The following is a 17,011-nucleotide window of genomic DNA, read 5'->3' on the forward strand; positions in this document are numbered from 1 at the left end:
GCACCGGGCCGCTAAACCGCTTGCGCGGGAGGATCGATAGCCACTTGAGCTGGTTGACGATTGCGGTGTTGGCGGTGCTGGCTGCTTCCGTGGGTGTCGGGATGACCCTGACCGGAACGGATGTGGGCATCGTAGCGGTGCTCCGCGAGCACGAGCAGCAGTCGCAGATCGGCATTGTCTTTGTGTTCTGGTGCGCGGCATCCATTGTCGGCGGACTGATTTACGGTTCTCTGCATCGGAAGATCAATCCACTCTGGCTGCTCGCAGTGATGGCTCTGCTCACGGTGCCGATGGGCTTCGCCACCGAGACCTGGGCGCTTGCCCTGCTCAGCATTCCGGCGGGTTTGCTCTGTGCCCCGGTACTTTCTGCCAGCTCGGAATGGGTGGCAAACCTGGTCCCGGAGGAACGCCGAGGGGAGGCAATGGGCTGGTACGGCTCCGCTATCACCTTGGGCAGTGCCATTGGCGCACCGCTGGCCGGGGCGGCCATCGACCTGGTGGGACCCTGGGGTGGCTTTGCCGCCGTCGGAGTTTTCTCCGCCGCACTCGCGCTGGTGGGACTGCTAGTCCAATGGTTACGACGGCGACCAGCGGCTAAGTTGGCCAATAACTAAGCCCCCCGGCCAACGATTTTTACCCATCTGTCCCACTGTGCACACCCATCTGTCCCACTGGGTGGTGCAGGTGTTGCGGAAGTTGCTTGTCCGAGTGCACATCTGCCCCACGGGTAACACCGAATGGGATAGCTGGGTTGGCTGAAGGGACAGATGGGTGGAGGGGATAGTTGGGAGAGTTAGTTGACGGGGCCGGTGAACTTTTCTCCGGGGCCTTGCCCAGGGGCATCGGGCAGCAGGGATGCTTCGCGGAAGGCCAGCTGCAAGGACCGGAGACCGTCGCGCAAGGGTCCGGCGTGTTGGCTGCCGATTTCCGGAGCGGCGGCGGTGACGAAGCCGGCCAAGGCGGTGATCAACTTACGGGCCTCATCGAGATCGGTGAGAGCTTCGGCATCGGGACCTTCGGCCAGGCCAACCTTGACCGCGGCCGCGCTCATCAGGTGTACAGCTGCCGTATTGATCACCTCAATGGCCGGAACTTCGGCGATATCGCGAATCACCGCTGCTTGTTCAATATCTTCCGGACGGGGAGCCAGATTATCTTCGGAGCTGCTCATACTGCTAAGCTTGTCATAGACCGGCTGGAAGTCGTTATTTTTCTGTGTCTGCTCAGGTTTCCTTGAGCTTTGCAGAGCGGCCCTGGCTAGCAAGCGGAGAACTCTCCCACCTGTCGACCCGAATGCGCTGGCTCTTAGAGTCGGGCCGGAGTTGCCAGGTACAGGTCGGCAACTCGGTTTCGCCCGGGTTAGCCTGATCTTTGAGGCCTTCGATTGCACCGGCAATTGGAGGCCTTCTCTTATGTCCGGTGTCTGGACCTGACCTAAGACCTACAGGAGTCACACATTAGCGAGCCACGAATCAATGATCGAATCCGCGTCCCGGAGGTGCGGTTGGTAGGACCAGCTGGCGAACAGGTCGGCATTGTCCGCATCGAAGACGCCCTGCGCCTGGCCGCCGAGTCGGATCTGGATCTCGTTGAGGTTGCGCCGATGGCCAAGCCGCCGGTCGCTAAGCTTATGGACTTCGGCAAGTACAAGTACGAAGCTGCCGTGAAAGCCCGTGAAGCCCGGAAGAACCAGACCAATACGGTTTTGAAGGAAATTCGCTTCCGACTCAAGATCGACAAGCACGACTACGAGACGAAGACCGGTCACGCGCTGCGCTTCCTCGGTGCCGGAGACAAGGTCAAAGCCATGATCCAGTTCCGCGGTCGTGAGCAGCAGCGCCCCGAAATGGGAATCCGCTTGCTGCAGCGCTTCGCTGAGGACGTCGCCGAAGTAGGTGTGGTGGAATCCACCCCTCGCATCGACGGCCGGAACATGGTCATGGTGATTGGGCCGCTGAAGAACAAAGCCGAAGCTAAGGCGGAAGCCCGCAGAGCCGCTCAGCGAGCCGAAGCGAAAGCTGCGAACGAAGCTAAGGTCAAGATCGACGTCGACGGCTCCGGCCCGATGACGCAGAGCTTGGGAGATTTGCTTCCCGAAGCGCTCAAGCCAAAGGCTGAGGAAGTAGTAGAGTCCGAAGCCGTAGAGCCGGAAGCCGAGGCTGTTACAGCCGAAGCACCCGTCGAAGCAGTTGAAGCCCCGGTTGAGGAACCCGCTGAGGTTGTGGAGGAATCCCAGCCCGAGGTTGCTCAGCCCGAGGCTGTTCAAACCCAGGCTGCTGAGCCCGAGGTAGCCCCGGAGCCGAAGGCACCGGTCAAGCCTGCTGCTGTGAAGCCTGCGGAGGCTAAGCCTGTCGTCAAGCCGGCGGCTGCGGTAAAGCCCGTTGCGGCGAAGCCAGCAGCCAAGCCTGAGGCGGCTAAGCCTTCCGCGGTCAAGCCTGCGGCTCCGCGAGCCAGCACTGCTAAGCCAGCTGCCGCCAAACCTGCGGCCAGCAAGCCCTCGGCAGCCAAGCCAGCAGCAAGCAAACCGGCAGCCAGCCGGAGCAGCAAAGATTCAACCGAATAATCAGTACCAAGAGCTTCGCCCCGGCTCAGCAGAGCCCGGCGGCATAGCGCAGCACAGAAAAAGGAGATCGGTTCCCATGCCGAAGATGAAGACCCACAGTGGCGCCAAGAAGCGTTTCAAACTGACCGGCAGTGGCAAGCTGAAGCGTCAGCAGGCTAACCGCCGTCACTACCTGGAGCACAAGCCCAGCACGTTGACCCGTCGTCTGGCTTCGGACAAGATCGTCGCGAAAGCAGATACCAAAGCCATCAAGCGGATGCTGGGCGTCTAAAACCAACCGACCGCCTCGGCGGTTACTAAAGCCTTCTCGGTAGCGACTGCACTATCTGGTAGTCAGCGTTAGGCCGAGAGCATGACATGAAGGAGTACGCACGTGGCACGTGTGAAGCGGGCAGTCAACGCCCATAAGAAGCGTCGGGTTATTCTTGAGCGCGCCAAAGGCTACCGGGGTCAGCGTTCGCGCCTGTACCGTAAGGCCAAAGAGCAGCTGCTGCATTCGTTCGTTTACAGCTACGGCGACCGCCGCAAGCGTAAGGGCGATTTCCGTCGGCTCTGGATTCAGCGTATCAACGCTGCTTCCCGCGCCAATGGTCTGACCTACAACCGTCTGATCCAGGGCCTCAAGGCTGCTGAGATCGAGGTTGATCGTCGGATGCTGGCCGAGCTGGCCGTCAACGACGCCGCTGCTTTTGCAGGCCTGGTCAAGCTGGCCAAGGCCGCGCTGCCCTCGGATACTTCCGCTCCGGTAGCCAGCTAACGCTGTGAATCGTGAAGGGCGCCCACTCGCGGATGCCATGACCAACCCCCGAGCAGATCGGGTTAAGGATGTGGCCAAGCTGGTCGGGCGCTCTTCGCGTACCCGGCGTCGGCAATTCTTAGTCGAAGGTCCGCAGGCAGTCCGGGAGGCACTACGTGCGCACCGAGACTGCTTGGTGGCCGGTGGCACCGCCGTTGTCGATGAGGTCTACGCTAGCCGCGAGTGTCTGGACCGTTATCCCGAGTTCGACGAGTTCTTCGAATCGACTCAGGAGTCCGGCGGATCACAGCTGCAAATGCGGATTGCCAGCGAACTAGTTCTGGCAGCCATGTCGGACACCGTCAAACCGCAAGGCATTATTGCGGTTTGTCGCTTCGTTGATGTACCCCTTGGCGAGGTGTTGGCCGCAAAGCCTCTGCTGTTGGCCTTGCTTTGTCGAGTGCAAGACCCCGGGAACGCCGGTACTTTACTGCGCGCGGCTGATGCTGCGGGTGCCGATGCGGTGATCTTCAGTAACTCCAGTGTGGATGTTTACAATCCGAAAGCGGTGCGCTCCACAGCGGGCTCGCTCTTCCACCTGCCGGTAGTGCTTGGCGCGGATCCGAGCACGGTTGCCGCGCTATGCCGCAAGGCCGGACTAGGTGTGTTGGCCGCAGATGGCTACGGGGCACTCAATCTCGATCAGTTGCAGGATGAATCCGCGGCTAGGAGCTTTGAGCAGCAGACGCCGGAATCCGCTTATCAGCTAGAGTCACCGACGCTTTGGCTCTTCGGCAATGAAGCGCAGGGGCTCTCCGCAGCGGAGCTGGAGCTTGTCGATCATCGGGTGGCGGTTCCGGTTTACGGGGCTGCAGAAAGCCTGAACTTGGGAACCGCAGGCACGGTGTGTCTTTATGCCAGTGCCAGGGCGCAACGTCGGCCAAGTTAGCCACCGGATTTGGCTGAGCTTAGAGCCAAATTCCAAAACAGAATTAAAAAGAAGGGCCGGTGCAATTGCACCGGCCCTTCTAGCCTTAACATCAGGCGAGTATGAAAATCAGGCGTTCGATTTTCGTCCGGTAATGGCTCCCCAAATACCGGCAACAACCAAGCCGCCGACAATAGCCAAAATCCAGGAACCGAGGTTGAAGAATTCCATTTTTCCGGAATTGAAAAGCAAGCTTCCAATCCATCCGCCCACAACGCCGCCGACTAATCCAAGAATTAGACTTGTCAGCCAGCCACCGCCGACTTTTCCGGGCATGATCATCTTCACAATGACTCCGACCACCAAGCCCAGAATGATCCATCCAATGAAACCCATGATTCCTCCTATTGGTTGAACTGGTATAGCTATTTTACTCCGCTGCCAGCGAAAGAGCCGCTAGCTTGGTGAAATTCCTTTGCTCTCGCTTGGGAAGATCGGCACCGCACGGTAGCGTTATTGCAGCCGCTCATTACGAGCAAATGAATCAGTAGAAGAGGAAAACCAGATGTCCACCGAAGGCGGAAGTCGCGCAATTGTTGCGGCTCTCATTGCGAATCTCTCGATCGCAGTGCTCAAGTTTCTGGCGTTCCTACTAACGCGTTCTTCTTCCATGCTCGCCGAGTCGATTCACTCCGTGGCGGACTCTGGAAACCAACTGTTGCTGCTCGTCGGTGGCAAGCGCGCGGCACGGCAAGCTAGTCCGCAGCACCCCTTCGGCTACGGCCGCGAACGCTACCTCTACGCTTTTATCGTCTCCATCGTGTTGTTCAGCGTCGGCGGCTTGTTCGCCCTCTATGAGGCTTGGGAGAAGTTTCACGACCCACACGGCTTCGAGGGTCCCTGGTGGTGGGTTCCGCTCGTGGTGCTGGTCGGCTCCATTGGACTAGAGGGGCGTTCCTTTTACGTCGCGATCAAGGAATCCAACCACACCCGAGGCAAGCGGAGCTGGGTCAACTTCATTCGTACCGCCAAGGCACCTGAGCTGCCGGTGGTACTGCTGGAGGACTCGGCTGCGCTGATCGGCCTGCTCTTTGCTCTCTTCGGTGTTTCGATGACTCTGATTACCGGGGATGGGGTTTGGGACGCTGTGGGCACCGCCCTGATCGGTCTGCTCTTGGTGCTGGTCGCCATCGTGCTGGCCATTGAGACCAAGTCACTGCTGCTGGGCGAATCCGCTACCGCAGAGGATGTTTCGGCGATTGAGGCCGCCCTGGTGGGCCCCGGCGTGAGCCGGATCATCCATCTGAAGACTATGCATTTGGGTCCTGAGGAATTACTAGTCGCGGCGAAGATCGCCGTGGACGATGCTGCCACCGGGGCCAGCATTGCGCGAGCCATTGACGAGGCTGAAAAGCGGGTGCGCAGCGCGGTGCCGATTGCCAAGGTGATCTATCTGGAACCTGACATCTTCAGCTCTCCTGCTCGGCCTGAATCTGCCGAGTCTGAGCCTACTGAGCCTGCTGAGAGGCTTGACGGCGATCAGCCCAGCCACTGAGCAGGGCGATGCCAAGGCCAAGCACGGCTAACACGGCTCCCACCAAGGCAGGAGCCACATAACCCCAGCCCCAGGCGATCACTAGGCCACCGAGAAAAGCCCCAAGCGCATTGGCAATATTAAGCGCCGAGTGATTCATCGAAGAGGCCAGGGACTGAGCGCCGGGGGAGGCATCAAGTAACCGGGTTTGTAGCGCGGGGACCAGCATTGAGCCGGAGGCGCCGATTAGTAGGACCATCGGCAGCGCCGACCACGCCTGATGCACCGCCAGGCTGAATACCAGCAGTACCACCGCGATAACGCCCATCATCAGGTAGATGCTGCCCATCACGGACTTATCCGCGAGCCGGCCGCCCACCACATTGCCGATCACCATCCCTACCCCATAGAGGGCGACGACGAAGGGCAGTACCGAGGAAGGCAAGCCAGTGACCTCGGTCATGGTCGGAGCGATATAGGCGTAGGTGGCGAAGAATCCGCCGAAGCCAACGATGCCAATCAGCAGGGCAAGCCAGACCTGCAGACGCTTGAGTGCGCGCAATTCGCCGCGGAAGGAAGCATCGTGCGCCGCCGGCTGGTGTGGGATCACCCACCAAATACTCAATACCGTGATCGCGCCGATCACGGCCACCATAATGAAGAGCAGTCGCCAACCCCACTGTTGGCCGATGAAGGTGGCTAAGGGAACACCCACCACATTGGCGATGGAGAGCCCCAACATCACCATGGAGATCGCCCGGCCACGCTTGGTCGGGGCTACCAGGGAAGCCGCAATCACCGCAGCCACCCCGAAGTATGCGCCGTGCGGTAATCCGGAGAGGAATCTGGTGAGCATCAGAGTGGGGTAGTCCTGGGCAAAAAAGGAGGAGAAATTGGCCAGCGTAAAGAACACCATGAGAGCCAGGACTACCTGCTTGCGGGGCAGCTTCGCTGCCGCTGCCGCGAGTATTGGTGCGCCGACCACCACTCCTAGGGCGTAGGCCGAGATGAGATTCCCGGCTTCCGGAATGCTTACCCCGATGCCCTCGGCGACATTAGGCAGCAGCCCCATCATGGCGAATTCAATGGTGCCGATGCCAAAGCCGCCAATCGCCAAAGCCAAGATGGCTCCGGCGACCCGTCTGGGGGAGTATTCGTGTTGTGGCATCTAGTTTCTTCCGCTGGTGAACTGACTCTACTCATCCATCATCGCCCATAGACTGGGCTGGTGATGCAGAAGCTAATTGTGGGCGCCGCGCTGCTCGACGATCTGAGCAAGCCAACAAGGCTCTTGGTAGCACGGCGGACCGCGCCGGCGGCGCTGGCCGGGCTCTGGGAATTTCCCGGTGGCAAGGTTGAACCTGGCGAAGAGGCCGAGCAGGGATTGCTCCGCGAGCTAGTCGAAGAACTGGGAATCGAAGCCGTGCTGGGAGCTGAACTGCCGGTGCGAGCGGCCGCCCTCAAGGGACTGCCTATTGCAGCCGATGCAGCCTTGGGTTCTGCAGCGGAGGGCTGGCCACTCAGTGGAGGTGCCGTGATGCGGCTCTGGCTTGCGGCGATTGCCGACGGCGTGCCCACACCTTTGGAAGATCACGATGAGTTGCGTTGGATGCCGCTGAGTGATCCGGAGTTGATCATGGCGCTGCCTTGGATCCCGGCTGATTTCCCGATTGTCGCCGAATTGCTCCGGGTGCTGGGCTGATTGCTCCGGGTCCTGGGCTGAGCCCGGCCGCCAGCCCAACACCAGATCCCCCTGAGTTGGAGATCTGTCTGGGCTGGAACGCCCCAGCCCAGTGAGTTGGCTGACTCGGTGGGACTGAGTTCTTAGTCGATTCGGTGAGCGAAGCGGAGCAGATTGCCGTCTAGGTCAACATGTGCGCCTTCGCGGAGTCCATATTCGGTATCCACCGGGAGACTGGTGGGGCAGTTCAAGGTGGAAGCGTCGGAGACCTTCTTCCAATCCGCGGCTAGTGCATCGGCATCGTTGACCTCAATGAACGCCGAGGAGAAATTGGTCTCCGGATCGATTCCCGGAGCTTGCCACAGGTGGACCCGAACCCTATCTCTTTTGGCGTAGGCGTAGTCCTCGTCGCCTTCGTATTTGGTCACCTCGAAGCCGAGAGCCGAATAGTGCGCAATGGAGCGCTCCAGATCGGTGACGGGGAAGACCGGAGCGATTTGTTCGAAGCTGATGGTTTTGACCTCGTTGACCATGCTGCGAGCCTAGCGGGCTGCGGCGGGCATAGCCAGCACATGCGCCGCGAGTCCGGACTGTGCCAGACTGGGGGACCTAGTAAGTTTTCCAGCGAGGAGAAGTCTGTGTCAGAAGCTGAAGATAGCCAGGAGCACGCATCCACAAGCGAGGAGACCAAACGGAAGTTCCGGGAGGCCTTGGAGCGGAAGAATGCTCAGCATCACGCCACTGTGGAGGGCGCGAAGAGTTCGAAGATCGGCCATGAGCATGCCTCTGCGTCGACCAAGCGCGAATTCCGCCGGAAGAGCGGCTGAGCCTAGTGCTCTAGAACAAGGTAGGTTCGGCGACCTTCCGAGGCTTGGCCTCAATCAGAGGCAAGCTGCCTTCTGGATACTGTGCCTCCTCGGTCCGGGCGTCCAAAACGGTGCGGTGCATATAGGCCTGGCTACCCGCAAAGCCGTGTCTGGCCTTGGCTGCGTGGACCTTCTGGCCGAGCCACTGCCGATATTCCTTAGGCGCGTAAGAGCCCGAACCGTAGAGTTGTCGGTATTTACCCACCAGTTTCGGCTGCTGCTTGGCTAGCCAAGCCATAAACCATTCCCGGGTTCCGGGGCGAAGGTGCAAGGCCCCCGCCGTGACACCGGTGGCTCCTGCGGCCGCGAGCGCGGAAAAGAGAGAGTCCAGGGCTTCATCGCTATCCGTGAGCCAGGGCAGGATGGGCATCGCCATCACACCGCAGGGCAAGCCGGCCTCGCGTAACCGGGAGATCAGGCTCAAACGAGCCTTCGGTGAAGGCGTGCCCGGCTCCAGAACCTTTGCGATTGTCTCGTCGGTGAGGGCCAGTGAAATACCCATCCCGATAGGAACCTGCCGAACCGCTTCCTTGAGCAGCGGAAGGTCTCGGGATAGCAGAGTTCCTTTGGTCAAAATGGAGAATGGCGTACCCGAGTCAGCCAGGGTTCGAATGATGCCGGGCATCAACTTGTAGCGGCCTTCGGCCCGCTGATAGGGATCGGTATTAGTGCCCAAAGCCACCTGCTGCCGTTGCCAGCTGGCCTTCATGACTTCGCGGTGCAGAACTTCCACGGTGTTCACCTTCACCACCACCTGGGAATCAAAGTCCAGACCGGGGTTGAAATCCAAATAAGTGTGCGTGTTCCGGGCGAAGCAGTAGACGCAGGCGTGGGAGCAGCCGCGATAGGGGTTGATGGTCCATTGGAACGGCATGGAGGAGGTTTGCGGAACCTTGTTCAGCACCGATTTGGAGAGCACCTCATGAAAAGTCACACCGGCAAAATCCGGGGTGTTTACCGAACGCAGGAATCCTTTCAGCGGCATCAGCGCGGTCTGGAGAACCTGCTGTTCGGGCAGGACCGCACCGTTCTGGGCGGAAGGTGGCTCCGCCGTCGAGATCTGCTGGGATTCCCATCGCATGAGAGTATTCGAACATATATTCGAAAATATTTCAATATCTGAGGACGGATCTCTAGACAGGGGCGCTACGATTAAAGAACAGGATCTAAATTGCTTTGATAAAAATATCTGATTGCCGATCCGAGCCAATTGCTCGCCGCGTCAAAGGAGACCACCATGCCAAATGTGGCAAGCATCCTCAGCAATAGTGCCGCCCGGCAGCCGGAAGCGACGGCGATCAAACTGGATGAGATAGAGCTGAGCTACGCGGCCCTTGACGGGCTCAGCGCCAAGGTTGCAGGTCTTTTGGCGAAGCGCGGGGTGAAGCCCGGGGAGCGGGTGGCGCTCATTAGCCCGAATCTACCGCAGATGCCGGTGATCTACTACGGAATCTTGCGTTATGGTGCCGTGGTGGTGCCGCTCAATCCGCTGCTCAAGGCTCGTGAAGTGGAGTACCACTTGCGTAACTCCGAGGCGTCCTTGGCCTTCGCCTGGGAGGGGGTACTAGATCAGGTGACGCCGGGAGCCGAAGCCGCCGGCACCGCCGTCGTACCTCTTGACGCGGAACTGCTGCCGTTGCTGGCTGGCACCGATCCAATCAGTGAGCTCGCGGAGGTGGAGCCGGATGACACCGCGGTGATCCTCTACACCTCGGGCACCACAGGAAGGCCCAAGGGGGCCGAGCTGACCCACGCGAATCTGCTCGGCAATGCGGAGCTCTCGCGGGACCTTTTTGATATGGGCCTGGGGGATGTGCTCTTCGGAGGCCTGCCGTTCTTCCACATCTTCGGCCAGACCTGCGCCCTCAATGCCGCGATTACCGCAGGTGCCATGGTGACTTTGCTACCTAAATTCGACCCCGTGAAGGCCTTGGAGATTATCCAGCGGGACAAGGTGACCATCTTCATGGGTGTGCCCACCATGCACATCGCCACCTTGCGCACTCCGGACAAGCAGAACTACGACCTCTCCTCGCTCAAGGTGGCGGTCTCCGGTGGGGCGCCGTTGCCGGTGGAGGTACTGCACGAATTCGAATCGACCTTCGGGGCTACCATGCTGGAGGGCTATGGGCTCTCCGAAACCTCACCGGTGGTCGCCTTCAATCAGCGCGACGGCATCCGCAAGGCCGGCTCGATCGGTACCGTGGTGCGCGGTGCCCAGCTCAGAGTGTCCGACGACGCCGGTCATGAAGTTCCGCGCGGAGAGGTCGGCGAGTTGGCGGTGGCTGGCCCGTACGTGATGAAGGGTTATTGGCGGAATCCCGAGGCCACCGAGACGGCGATTCGAGATGGCTGGTTCTACACCGGAGACCTGGCAAAGCAGGACGAGGACGGTGTGTTCTTCATCGTCGACCGGAAGAAGGACATGATTCTGCGCGGCGGTTACAACGTCTATCCACGCGAAGTGGAGGAAGTCCTCTACGAGCATCCGGCGGTGGCCGAGGCCGCGGTCAAGGGCCGTCCGGACGAGGTGCACGGCGAAGAAGTGATCGCCGTGGTCTCGCTCAAACCCGGCTTCGCTGGCACCGCCGAGCTGAGCGCGGAAATCCGAGATTTCGTCAAGGACCGGATCGCCGCCTATAAGTACCCGCGCGAGGTGCACATTGTTGACGCACTCCCCAAGGGCCCAACCGGAAAGATTCTGAAACGAGAAATCAGCGTCTAGCCCCTGTAGGTTCTTCCCAGCTATCCCACTCGATGTTGCAGATGTTGCTGGTGTGACAACATCGAGCGAACTTTTGCCTCATGAGCAACATTCAGTGGGACAGCTGGGAGGCAGGACAGCTGGGAGGCGGGACAGCTGGGAAGTGGGACAGATGGGTTGGGAACGGTAGGAAATTTGGGCGGGTGATGCTTGGTGCGGCGGTTTCGAGTCGGGCTAAGCCAGTTCCCAGGTCACTCGGACGCTTGCGGTTACGGCGCTTTCGCCCGCCTCAATCGGCATGCTGATGGCACTAAAAGTCACCTTGTCCATCCGCTCGAGCGGATGCGGGGAGTGCTCCTGGCTTTCGGCAATCTCCAGCACCTTGCCCAGGCTCCGACCGGCTAATTCGGCGAAATGGGCGGCGTTCCGGGCCGCATCTGCCCAGGCTAAGGTGCGGGCCTGTTCGGCCACCTCGGCTGGATCGGAGATGCTGGGCTGCAAGCCGTTGAGCCGCACATCATCACCGCCCGCTTCGATGATGGCCGCGATTGCCTGCTCCGCGACCCCTTGCAGGGAGAGCCGGACCGTCAGAGTACTGGAACAGTTGTAGCCGGTGGTCACATTGCCCTTACCCTCCTGCCAGGCGGTTTCGGCACGCAGTGAGAGCCCACTGGTGCTGCTGTCCTTGCGGTCCAATTCAAGCTTGTCCAAGGCAGACTGCACCGCCCGCATCGACAAGGCGGCATCCTGATAGGCCTCGGTCAGGCTGGCACGAACGGTCTCCACACCGATATTGAGGGTGAGGGTATCTGGTGCCTGGCTAGCGGCGCCGTGACCGGTCACCGTGATCGTATTGCTCGTCTCCATCGGGCAGTCCTCTCCTGGAGTCGGACGAAACGCGGAATGGTTTCCCTCTCACGGTAGCCGCCTTCGGCGAGTCCTGCCCAGCGTTCGAAGGGATTCCTGGCCCCCACCTCTCCGCAACGCCACCAGGACCAAGCAGCTCCAGCGCAGTAGAGCGGAAGAAAGGGCAGGCCCAGACAGGCCAAATACTGACTGGCGTGCCGGGATTCATGCTGGAGAAGAACCGGATCGAGGTCAGCATCCCGGAGCAACACCACATTGCCCACCGTAAACGCCTGGGCTTTGGGCCAGGACCGACTGTAGCCGGGGGCGAGCAGTAGGCCGAACGGGCCTTTCCGCAGTCTCCTGTGGTTTGTTACTGCGAGCAAACATCCCAGTGGCGTACTGAGATTCACCAGGTTGATGGCCTGTCTACACCGGGCGAATGCGGTCATGGCACGATGCTATTGCATAGACTGGAGCAGGCATCTCCACCGATTTCGACGTTTTTCAACCAACCTCATCGTGCAAGGTACTTTTCTATGACCGAACAGCTGGACCAACAGGTCCCAGATCCGACCGACGAGGCCGCGCTCCAAGCGGCCGTGCAGAACGCGCTCGCGGCCATCGCCGCAGCCAGTGACTTGGAAGAGCTTAAAGCCGCTCGATTGGCGCACAGCGGGGAGAAATCTCCGCTCAGCCTGGCCAACCGCGGCATTAAGGGCTTGCCCAATGAGCTGAAAGCAACGGCGGGCAAACTGATGGGAGCCTCCCGTGGAGCCGTCAACCAGGCGCTCGCGGCTCGCACCGAAGTGCTGGAGGCCGAAGCGTCCGAGCGGATTCTGGTCGAGGAGACCGTGGACGTCACGGCCGCTCCGCGCCGCCGTCGTGCCGGTGCCAGGCACCCGCTGTCCACCCTGCAGGAACGGGTGGCCGATATCTTCGTCGGGATGGGCTGGGAAATCGCCGAGGGGCCCGAGCTGGAATCCGAATGGTTCAACTTCGACGCGCTGAACTTCAAGCCGGACCACCCGGCCCGCGAATTGCAGGACACCTTCTTCGTGGAGCCACCGGAAGCGCACCTGGTGCTGCGCACGCACACCTCACCGGTACAGGTGCGTTCGATGCTGGAGCGTGAGCTGCCGATCTACGTGCTCTGCCCAGGAAAGACCTTCCGTACCGACGAGCTCGATGCTACCCACACCCCGGTGTTCCACCAGTTCGAGGGCTTGGCTATCGATAAGAATCTCTCGATGGCGAACCTGCGCGGAACCCTGGAACACTTCGCGCGCCAGATGTTCGGTGACGAAGCGCAGATCCGCTTGCGGCCGAACTATTTCCCCTTCACCGAGCCTTCCGCCGAGCTGGACATCTGGCACCCGGGAGCCAAGGGTGGCCCGCGCTGGATCGAATGGGGCGGTTGCGGCATGGTCAACCCCAATGTGCTGCGCGCCGCTGGCATCGATCCGGAGGAATATTCCGGATTTGCCTTTGGCATGGGCATTGAGCGGACCTTGATGTTCCGCAATGAAGTCTCCGATATGCGCGACATGATCGAAGGCGATGTACGGTTCAGCGAGCACTTTGGGATGGAGATCTAATGCGTATTCCACTGACTTGGCTGCGCGAGTTCGCAGCAGTTCCTGCGGAAGCGACCGCAGAAGATGTGATGGCCGAACTGGTCAAGGTTGGCCTAGAAGAAGAGGCCGTGCACCGGCCCAGCGATAGCCTCTCCGGCCCCATCGTGGTGGGCCAGGTAATCTCGCTGGTCAAAGAGCCACAGAGCAATGGCAAGACCATCAACTGGTGCCAGGTTCGGGTGGTTCCCGAGGGCTCGACGCAGACCCTGGAGGGCGAAGGGATTTCGCCCGACGGCGTGCAAGGCATTGTCTGCGGGGCGCACAACTTTGTGGAGGGAGACAAGGTTATTGTCACCCTGCCCGGTGCCGTGCTGCCCGGCGACTTCAAGATCTCGCCGCGAAAGACCTATGGTCACGTTTCGGCCGGTATGATCGCCTCCTCCCGCGAACTCGGCATCGGCCAGGATCACGACGGCATCGTAGTGCTCTCCACCCTGGGTCTGGACCCCGAACTGGGTACCTCGGTGTATGAGTTGCTCGGTTTGCACGATCAAGCCGCGGAAATCAATGTCACCCCGGATCGGGGCTACTGCTTCTCGATCCGTGGCATCGCCCGCGAATACGCGCACGCCACCGGCACCGCGTTCACCGACCCGGCCTCGCTTCCGGTGGTGCCGCCGTCGGACGGACAGGGGTACCCGGTACGGATCGAAGATGCGGCCCCGATCCACAGCAAGCCCGGTGCGGATCGCTTCGTAGCCCGCGTAGTCCGCGGTATCGATCAGTCCGTGCCGAGCCCGCAGTGGATGGTTTCCCGCTTGCGGCTGGCTGGTATCCGGTCCATCTCCTTGCCGGTGGATATTTCTAACTACGTGATGTGGGAGCTGGGTCAGCCGCTGCATTTCTACGATGCGGATAAGCTGCGTGGCGCCATTGTGGTTCGGCGTGCCGCCGCGGGGGAGACGATCACCACCCTGGATGAGAAGACCAGGACCTTGGACGTCGAGGATCTGCTGATCACCGACGATTCCGGTCCGATTGGCGTGGCCGGGGTGATGGGCGGTGCCAGCACCGAAGTGAGTGCGGAAACGACCGACATCCTGATTGAGGCCGCGCACTTCGAAGAGGTTTCCATCGGTCGCTCCCGCCGCCGTCATAAGCTACCTTCCGAGGCGTCCAAGCGCTTCGAGCGCGGGGTGGATTGGCGGGTTGCCGATATCGCCGCACAGCGAGCCGTTGACCTGTTGGTCGAGCTGGCCGGAGGCGTGGCGGACCCGCATGGAACCGACGTCGGAGTGGAACCAGAGGCGGCGCTTATCGAGCTTCCGGCGGACTACCCGAGTGCCCGCATTGGCCTGGACTTCAGCCCGGAGCAGATCGAAACCAGCCTGCGTGACCTCGGCGCTTCGGTTTCCGGTTCGGGTTCTTCTTATCAGGTAACGGCACCTAGCTGGCGTCCCGATCTGGAGACCAAGGACGATCTGGCCGAGGAAATCGCCCGGCTGGTCGGCTACGACAAGATCCCCTCGGTGCTTCCGGTGGCCCCGCCCGGCCGTGGCCTGACCCGGGTACAGCAGCAACGCCGTCGACTGCTCCAGGCACTTGCCGATTCGGGACTCATCGAGGTCTCTGCTTACCCCTTCGTCTCGAAGGCCGCTAATGAGCTCTTCGGACAGGGTGTGAAGGCCGTCAAGCTGGCCAATCCGCTGAGCGAAGAGTTCGGCTATCTGCGCACCGCGGTGCTACCCGGCTTGCTGGAGGTGGTCAAGCGGAACCTCTCCCGTGGCTTCCGTGATCTTCAGCTTTTCGAAACCGGTGCAGTGTTCCTGCCCGGCGAGACGATGGGCACCAGTTCGATTCCGCCGCTCGGCGCGCGGCCCAGCGATGAGGTGCTGGACGGGCTGTACGACGGCGTTCCGGACCAGCCGCTGCACCTCGCCGCGGTGTTGACCGGGAAGAATCCGGGCGGTGCGGCGTGGGACTATGCCGATGCTCTTGACGTTGCGTTCCTGGCCGCCGAGGTTTTGGGCGTGGAACTGCTCAGCGTTCAGGGCAGCCACCCTGCTTTCCATCCGGGACGGACGGCGCAACTGAGCTTGCGCGACGGCACCGTGATCGGGGTGGCGGGTGAACTGCATCCCAAGTTACTGGCCGAATCGGACCTGCCGGAGCGCACCGTCGCGGTGGAACTGGATGCCGATGCGCTGTTCGCCGCTGCCGCCGATGTGATTGTGGCGAAGTCGATTTCCAGCTTTCCGGTAGCTACTCAGGATGTGGCTTTGCTGGTTTCCGCAGAGGTGCCTGCCGGTGAGTTGCTGGAGGTGCTTCGTGCCGGGGCTGGCGAGTTGCTGGAAGATGTTTCGTTGTTTGACGATTATCGCGGAGTGGGCATTCCGGAGGGCAAGAAATCCCTGGCCTTCGGCCTGCGCTTCCGGGCGGATGACCGGACGTTGACCGCCGAAGAGGCTACCGAGGCTCGGCAGGCTGCTGTGAGTGCTGCGGCAGAGGCGTTCGGGGCCGTGCTGCGCTGAGTTTCGTGGTTCCGTTGAAACTGGGGGACGCCGTGATCTCGGCGGTGCTGCTGGCCGAGGTTATGCCTCGGACGGAGTGGTTGTCTGCCGCCGAGTTGGCTCGCGCAGAGCGCTATGCGACCGAGGAATTGCGTCAGCGATTCCTGGCTCGCAGGACGGCTTTGCGGAGTTTTGTGGCTAGCCTCGCTGGGTTAGCTGCGGATTCACTGGTGCCGGATTATTCTTGTCCGGATCATGGTCGGGGTGTCGATCATGGTCGGCCGGGGTTTGTTCTGGGTTCTGGCGAGCCGATTCCCTGGGCGTTGAGTAGCTCCGACAGCGGGCCGTGGGCGGTTTTCGCCGCTCATCCGGGAATTTCGACGCGCCTCGGCGTTGACCTGGAACGAATCGATAGGGTTTCCTTCGCCGGGTTCGACGACGGCGTACTGAGTGCCGCGGAACGGCTCGCTTTGGACGCACTACCGGTGGCCGAGCGCGACGGTTTTCGGGCTCGATGCTGGGCCCGCAAGGAGGCTTTAGTGAAGGCCTGGGGGAGTGGTCTGCGCGTTCGGCCTACTGGCATCGATTCTACGAATTCCGGGCTTGTTGATCTTGAACCGCGATCGCTCGGGCTGCCGGAGGAATACGCCGTCGCACTGGCTGTTCTGCGCTGAGCATCGGCCCAAATCAGCTCGATCGGCTCAAATCAGCCCAAATCGGCTCGAATCGGCACCCGTTTCCCTTCGATGCGCCCGTAATTACGGGCGCCGAAAGGGGAAACGGTAGCGGAAACGGCGAGATCCAGACTGAGGGGATGTCTGCGGGCGGGAAACGGGCGCATTTGAGGGAAACGGTAGCTGAATAGGTGACGATGCAGCTCGCTCGATCGAGGCCTGAGTTCAACGCAAATTATTGACGGACGCGGTTCACCAAACGAGGAAGCATTTGGCCGAACAACGTCACCGTCCGGACACTGCCGCTCGAACAACGCCGCCCCTCAGAAACCATCATCGTCCGGAAACCATCCCGTCCATGAGGAATCGGCACCCGTTTCCCTTCGATGCGC

The 17,011-nt window shown here is 61.0% G+C and carries 19 protein-coding genes; 13 read left to right on the forward strand and 6 right to left on the reverse strand.

Going from position 1 to position 17,011, the window contains the following annotated elements; translation table 11 throughout:
- Positions 1-614, forward strand: a 614-nt coding sequence (locus FHU41_RS00005) for an MFS transporter (RefSeq protein WP_179387646.1), incomplete at its 5' end; no start/stop codon positions are given.
- 179 nt (positions 615-793) lie between these two features.
- Here FHU41_RS00005 and FHU41_RS00010 read toward each other — a convergent pair.
- Positions 794-1,171 (reverse strand): DUF1844 domain-containing protein, encoded by a 378-nt coding sequence (locus FHU41_RS00010; RefSeq protein WP_179387647.1) that lies wholly within the window; start codon positions 1,169-1,171, stop codon positions 794-796.
- Between the two features lie 327 nt (positions 1,172-1,498).
- On the opposite strand from FHU41_RS00010, the gene infC reads away from it, so the two are divergent.
- The 4 genes from infC to FHU41_RS00030 all read left to right on the forward strand — a co-directional run bounded on the left by infC (position 1,499) and on the right by FHU41_RS00030 (position 4,248).
- The gene (infC, locus tag FHU41_RS00015) at positions 1,499-2,563 is read left to right on the forward strand and encodes a translation initiation factor IF-3 (RefSeq protein ID WP_425503215.1); all 1,065 of its coding nucleotides are present in this window, start codon (positions 1,499-1,501) and stop codon (positions 2,561-2,563) included.
- Positions 2,564-2,639: 76 nt separating this feature from the next.
- Positions 2,640-2,834 (forward strand): 50S ribosomal protein L35, encoded by a 195-nt coding sequence (rpmI, locus tag FHU41_RS00020; protein ID WP_179387648.1) that lies wholly within the window; start codon positions 2,640-2,642, stop codon positions 2,832-2,834.
- 102 nt (positions 2,835-2,936) lie between these two features.
- Positions 2,937-3,320 carry a 50S ribosomal protein L20 gene (gene rplT, locus FHU41_RS00025; protein ID WP_179387649.1) on the forward strand — a complete coding sequence of 128 codons (384 nt, stop codon included), beginning with the start codon at positions 2,937-2,939 and terminating at the stop codon, positions 3,318-3,320.
- 4 nt (positions 3,321-3,324) lie between these two features.
- Entirely contained in the window at positions 3,325-4,248 is a 924-nt protein-coding gene (locus tag FHU41_RS00030) for a TrmH family RNA methyltransferase (protein WP_425503216.1), read from the forward strand.
- A 108-nt stretch (positions 4,249-4,356) separates the two neighbouring features.
- Here the strand turns inward: FHU41_RS00030 and FHU41_RS00035 are convergent, their stop codons facing one another.
- Entirely contained in the window at positions 4,357-4,623 is a 267-nt protein-coding gene (locus FHU41_RS00035) for a GlsB/YeaQ/YmgE family stress response membrane protein (protein WP_179387651.1), read from the reverse strand.
- 169 nt (positions 4,624-4,792) lie between these two features.
- Between FHU41_RS00035 and FHU41_RS00040 the strand changes: the two genes are divergently transcribed.
- The gene (locus FHU41_RS00040; protein WP_179387652.1) at positions 4,793-5,782 is read left to right on the forward strand and encodes a cation diffusion facilitator family transporter; all 990 of its coding nucleotides are present in this window, start codon (positions 4,793-4,795) and stop codon (positions 5,780-5,782) included.
- On the opposite strand, the gene FHU41_RS00045 is transcribed toward FHU41_RS00040, so the two are convergent.
- Positions 5,736-6,929, reverse strand: coding sequence for an MFS transporter (locus FHU41_RS00045; RefSeq protein ID WP_179387653.1), 1,194 nt, complete (start codon positions 6,927-6,929; stop codon positions 5,736-5,738). The two genes, FHU41_RS00040 and FHU41_RS00045, sit on opposite strands and share 47 nt — an antisense overlap.
- A 63-nt stretch (positions 6,930-6,992) precedes the next feature.
- Between FHU41_RS00045 and FHU41_RS00050 the strand changes: the two genes are divergently transcribed.
- Positions 6,993-7,463, forward strand: a complete 471-nt coding sequence (locus FHU41_RS00050; protein ID WP_179389032.1) for an NUDIX domain-containing protein — start codon at positions 6,993-6,995, stop codon at positions 7,461-7,463.
- A gap of 122 nt (positions 7,464-7,585) precedes the next feature.
- Here FHU41_RS00050 and FHU41_RS00055 read toward each other — a convergent pair whose 3' ends face one another.
- Positions 7,586-7,975 carry a bleomycin resistance protein gene (locus tag FHU41_RS00055; protein WP_218846879.1) on the reverse strand — a complete coding sequence of 130 codons (390 nt, stop codon included), beginning with the start codon at positions 7,973-7,975 and terminating at the stop codon, positions 7,586-7,588.
- Positions 7,976-8,080: 105 nt separating this feature from the next.
- On the opposite strand from FHU41_RS00055, the gene FHU41_RS00060 reads away from it, so the two are divergent.
- Positions 8,081-8,269 carry a DUF5302 domain-containing protein gene (locus FHU41_RS00060; RefSeq protein ID WP_343046203.1) on the forward strand — a complete coding sequence of 63 codons (189 nt, stop codon included), beginning with the start codon at positions 8,081-8,083 and terminating at the stop codon, positions 8,267-8,269.
- Between the two features lie 10 nt (positions 8,270-8,279).
- Here FHU41_RS00060 and FHU41_RS00065 read toward each other — a convergent pair whose 3' ends face one another.
- The gene (locus tag FHU41_RS00065) at positions 8,280-9,389 is read right to left on the reverse strand and encodes an Rv2578c family radical SAM protein (protein WP_179387655.1); all 1,110 of its coding nucleotides are present in this window, start codon (positions 9,387-9,389) and stop codon (positions 8,280-8,282) included.
- Positions 9,390-9,545: 156 nt separating this feature from the next.
- On the opposite strand from FHU41_RS00065, the gene FHU41_RS00070 reads away from it, so the two are divergent.
- Complete coding sequence (locus FHU41_RS00070; RefSeq protein ID WP_179387656.1) at positions 9,546-11,033, forward strand: long-chain-fatty-acid--CoA ligase; 1,488 nt, start codon at positions 9,546-9,548, stop codon at positions 11,031-11,033.
- A 213-nt stretch (positions 11,034-11,246) separates the two neighbouring features.
- Here FHU41_RS00070 and FHU41_RS00075 read toward each other — a convergent pair whose 3' ends face one another.
- On the reverse strand, positions 11,247-11,879 hold the full coding sequence (locus FHU41_RS00075) for an SIMPL domain-containing protein (protein WP_179387657.1): 633 nt from the start codon (positions 11,877-11,879) through the stop codon (positions 11,247-11,249).
- A gap of 194 nt (positions 11,880-12,073) precedes the next feature.
- Between FHU41_RS00075 and FHU41_RS15215 the strand changes: the two genes are divergently transcribed.
- The 4 genes from FHU41_RS15215 (at position 12,074) to FHU41_RS00090 (ending at position 16,619) form a co-directional block, all read left to right on the forward strand.
- On the forward strand, positions 12,074-12,196 hold the full coding sequence (locus tag FHU41_RS15215) for a hypothetical protein (protein WP_281360493.1): 123 nt from the start codon (positions 12,074-12,076) through the stop codon (positions 12,194-12,196).
- 201 nt (positions 12,197-12,397) lie between these two features.
- Entirely contained in the window at positions 12,398-13,456 is a 1,059-nt protein-coding gene (gene pheS / locus FHU41_RS00080) for a phenylalanine--tRNA ligase subunit alpha (RefSeq protein ID WP_179387658.1), read from the forward strand.
- The gene (gene pheT / locus FHU41_RS00085; protein WP_179387659.1) at positions 13,456-15,966 is read left to right on the forward strand and encodes a phenylalanine--tRNA ligase subunit beta; all 2,511 of its coding nucleotides are present in this window, start codon (positions 13,456-13,458) and stop codon (positions 15,964-15,966) included. The genes pheS and pheT overlap by 1 nt, the downstream gene beginning before the upstream one ends.
- Before the next feature lie 5 nt (positions 15,967-15,971).
- A complete protein-coding gene (locus FHU41_RS00090) occupies positions 15,972-16,619 on the forward strand; it encodes a 4'-phosphopantetheinyl transferase superfamily protein (protein ID WP_179387660.1) in 648 nt (215 codons plus the stop codon).
- Positions 16,620-17,011 lie beyond the last annotated feature (392 nt).

The organism is Psychromicrobium silvestre (assembly GCF_013408295.1).
Lineage (GTDB): Bacteria > Actinomycetota > Actinomycetes > Actinomycetales > Micrococcaceae > Renibacterium > Renibacterium silvestre.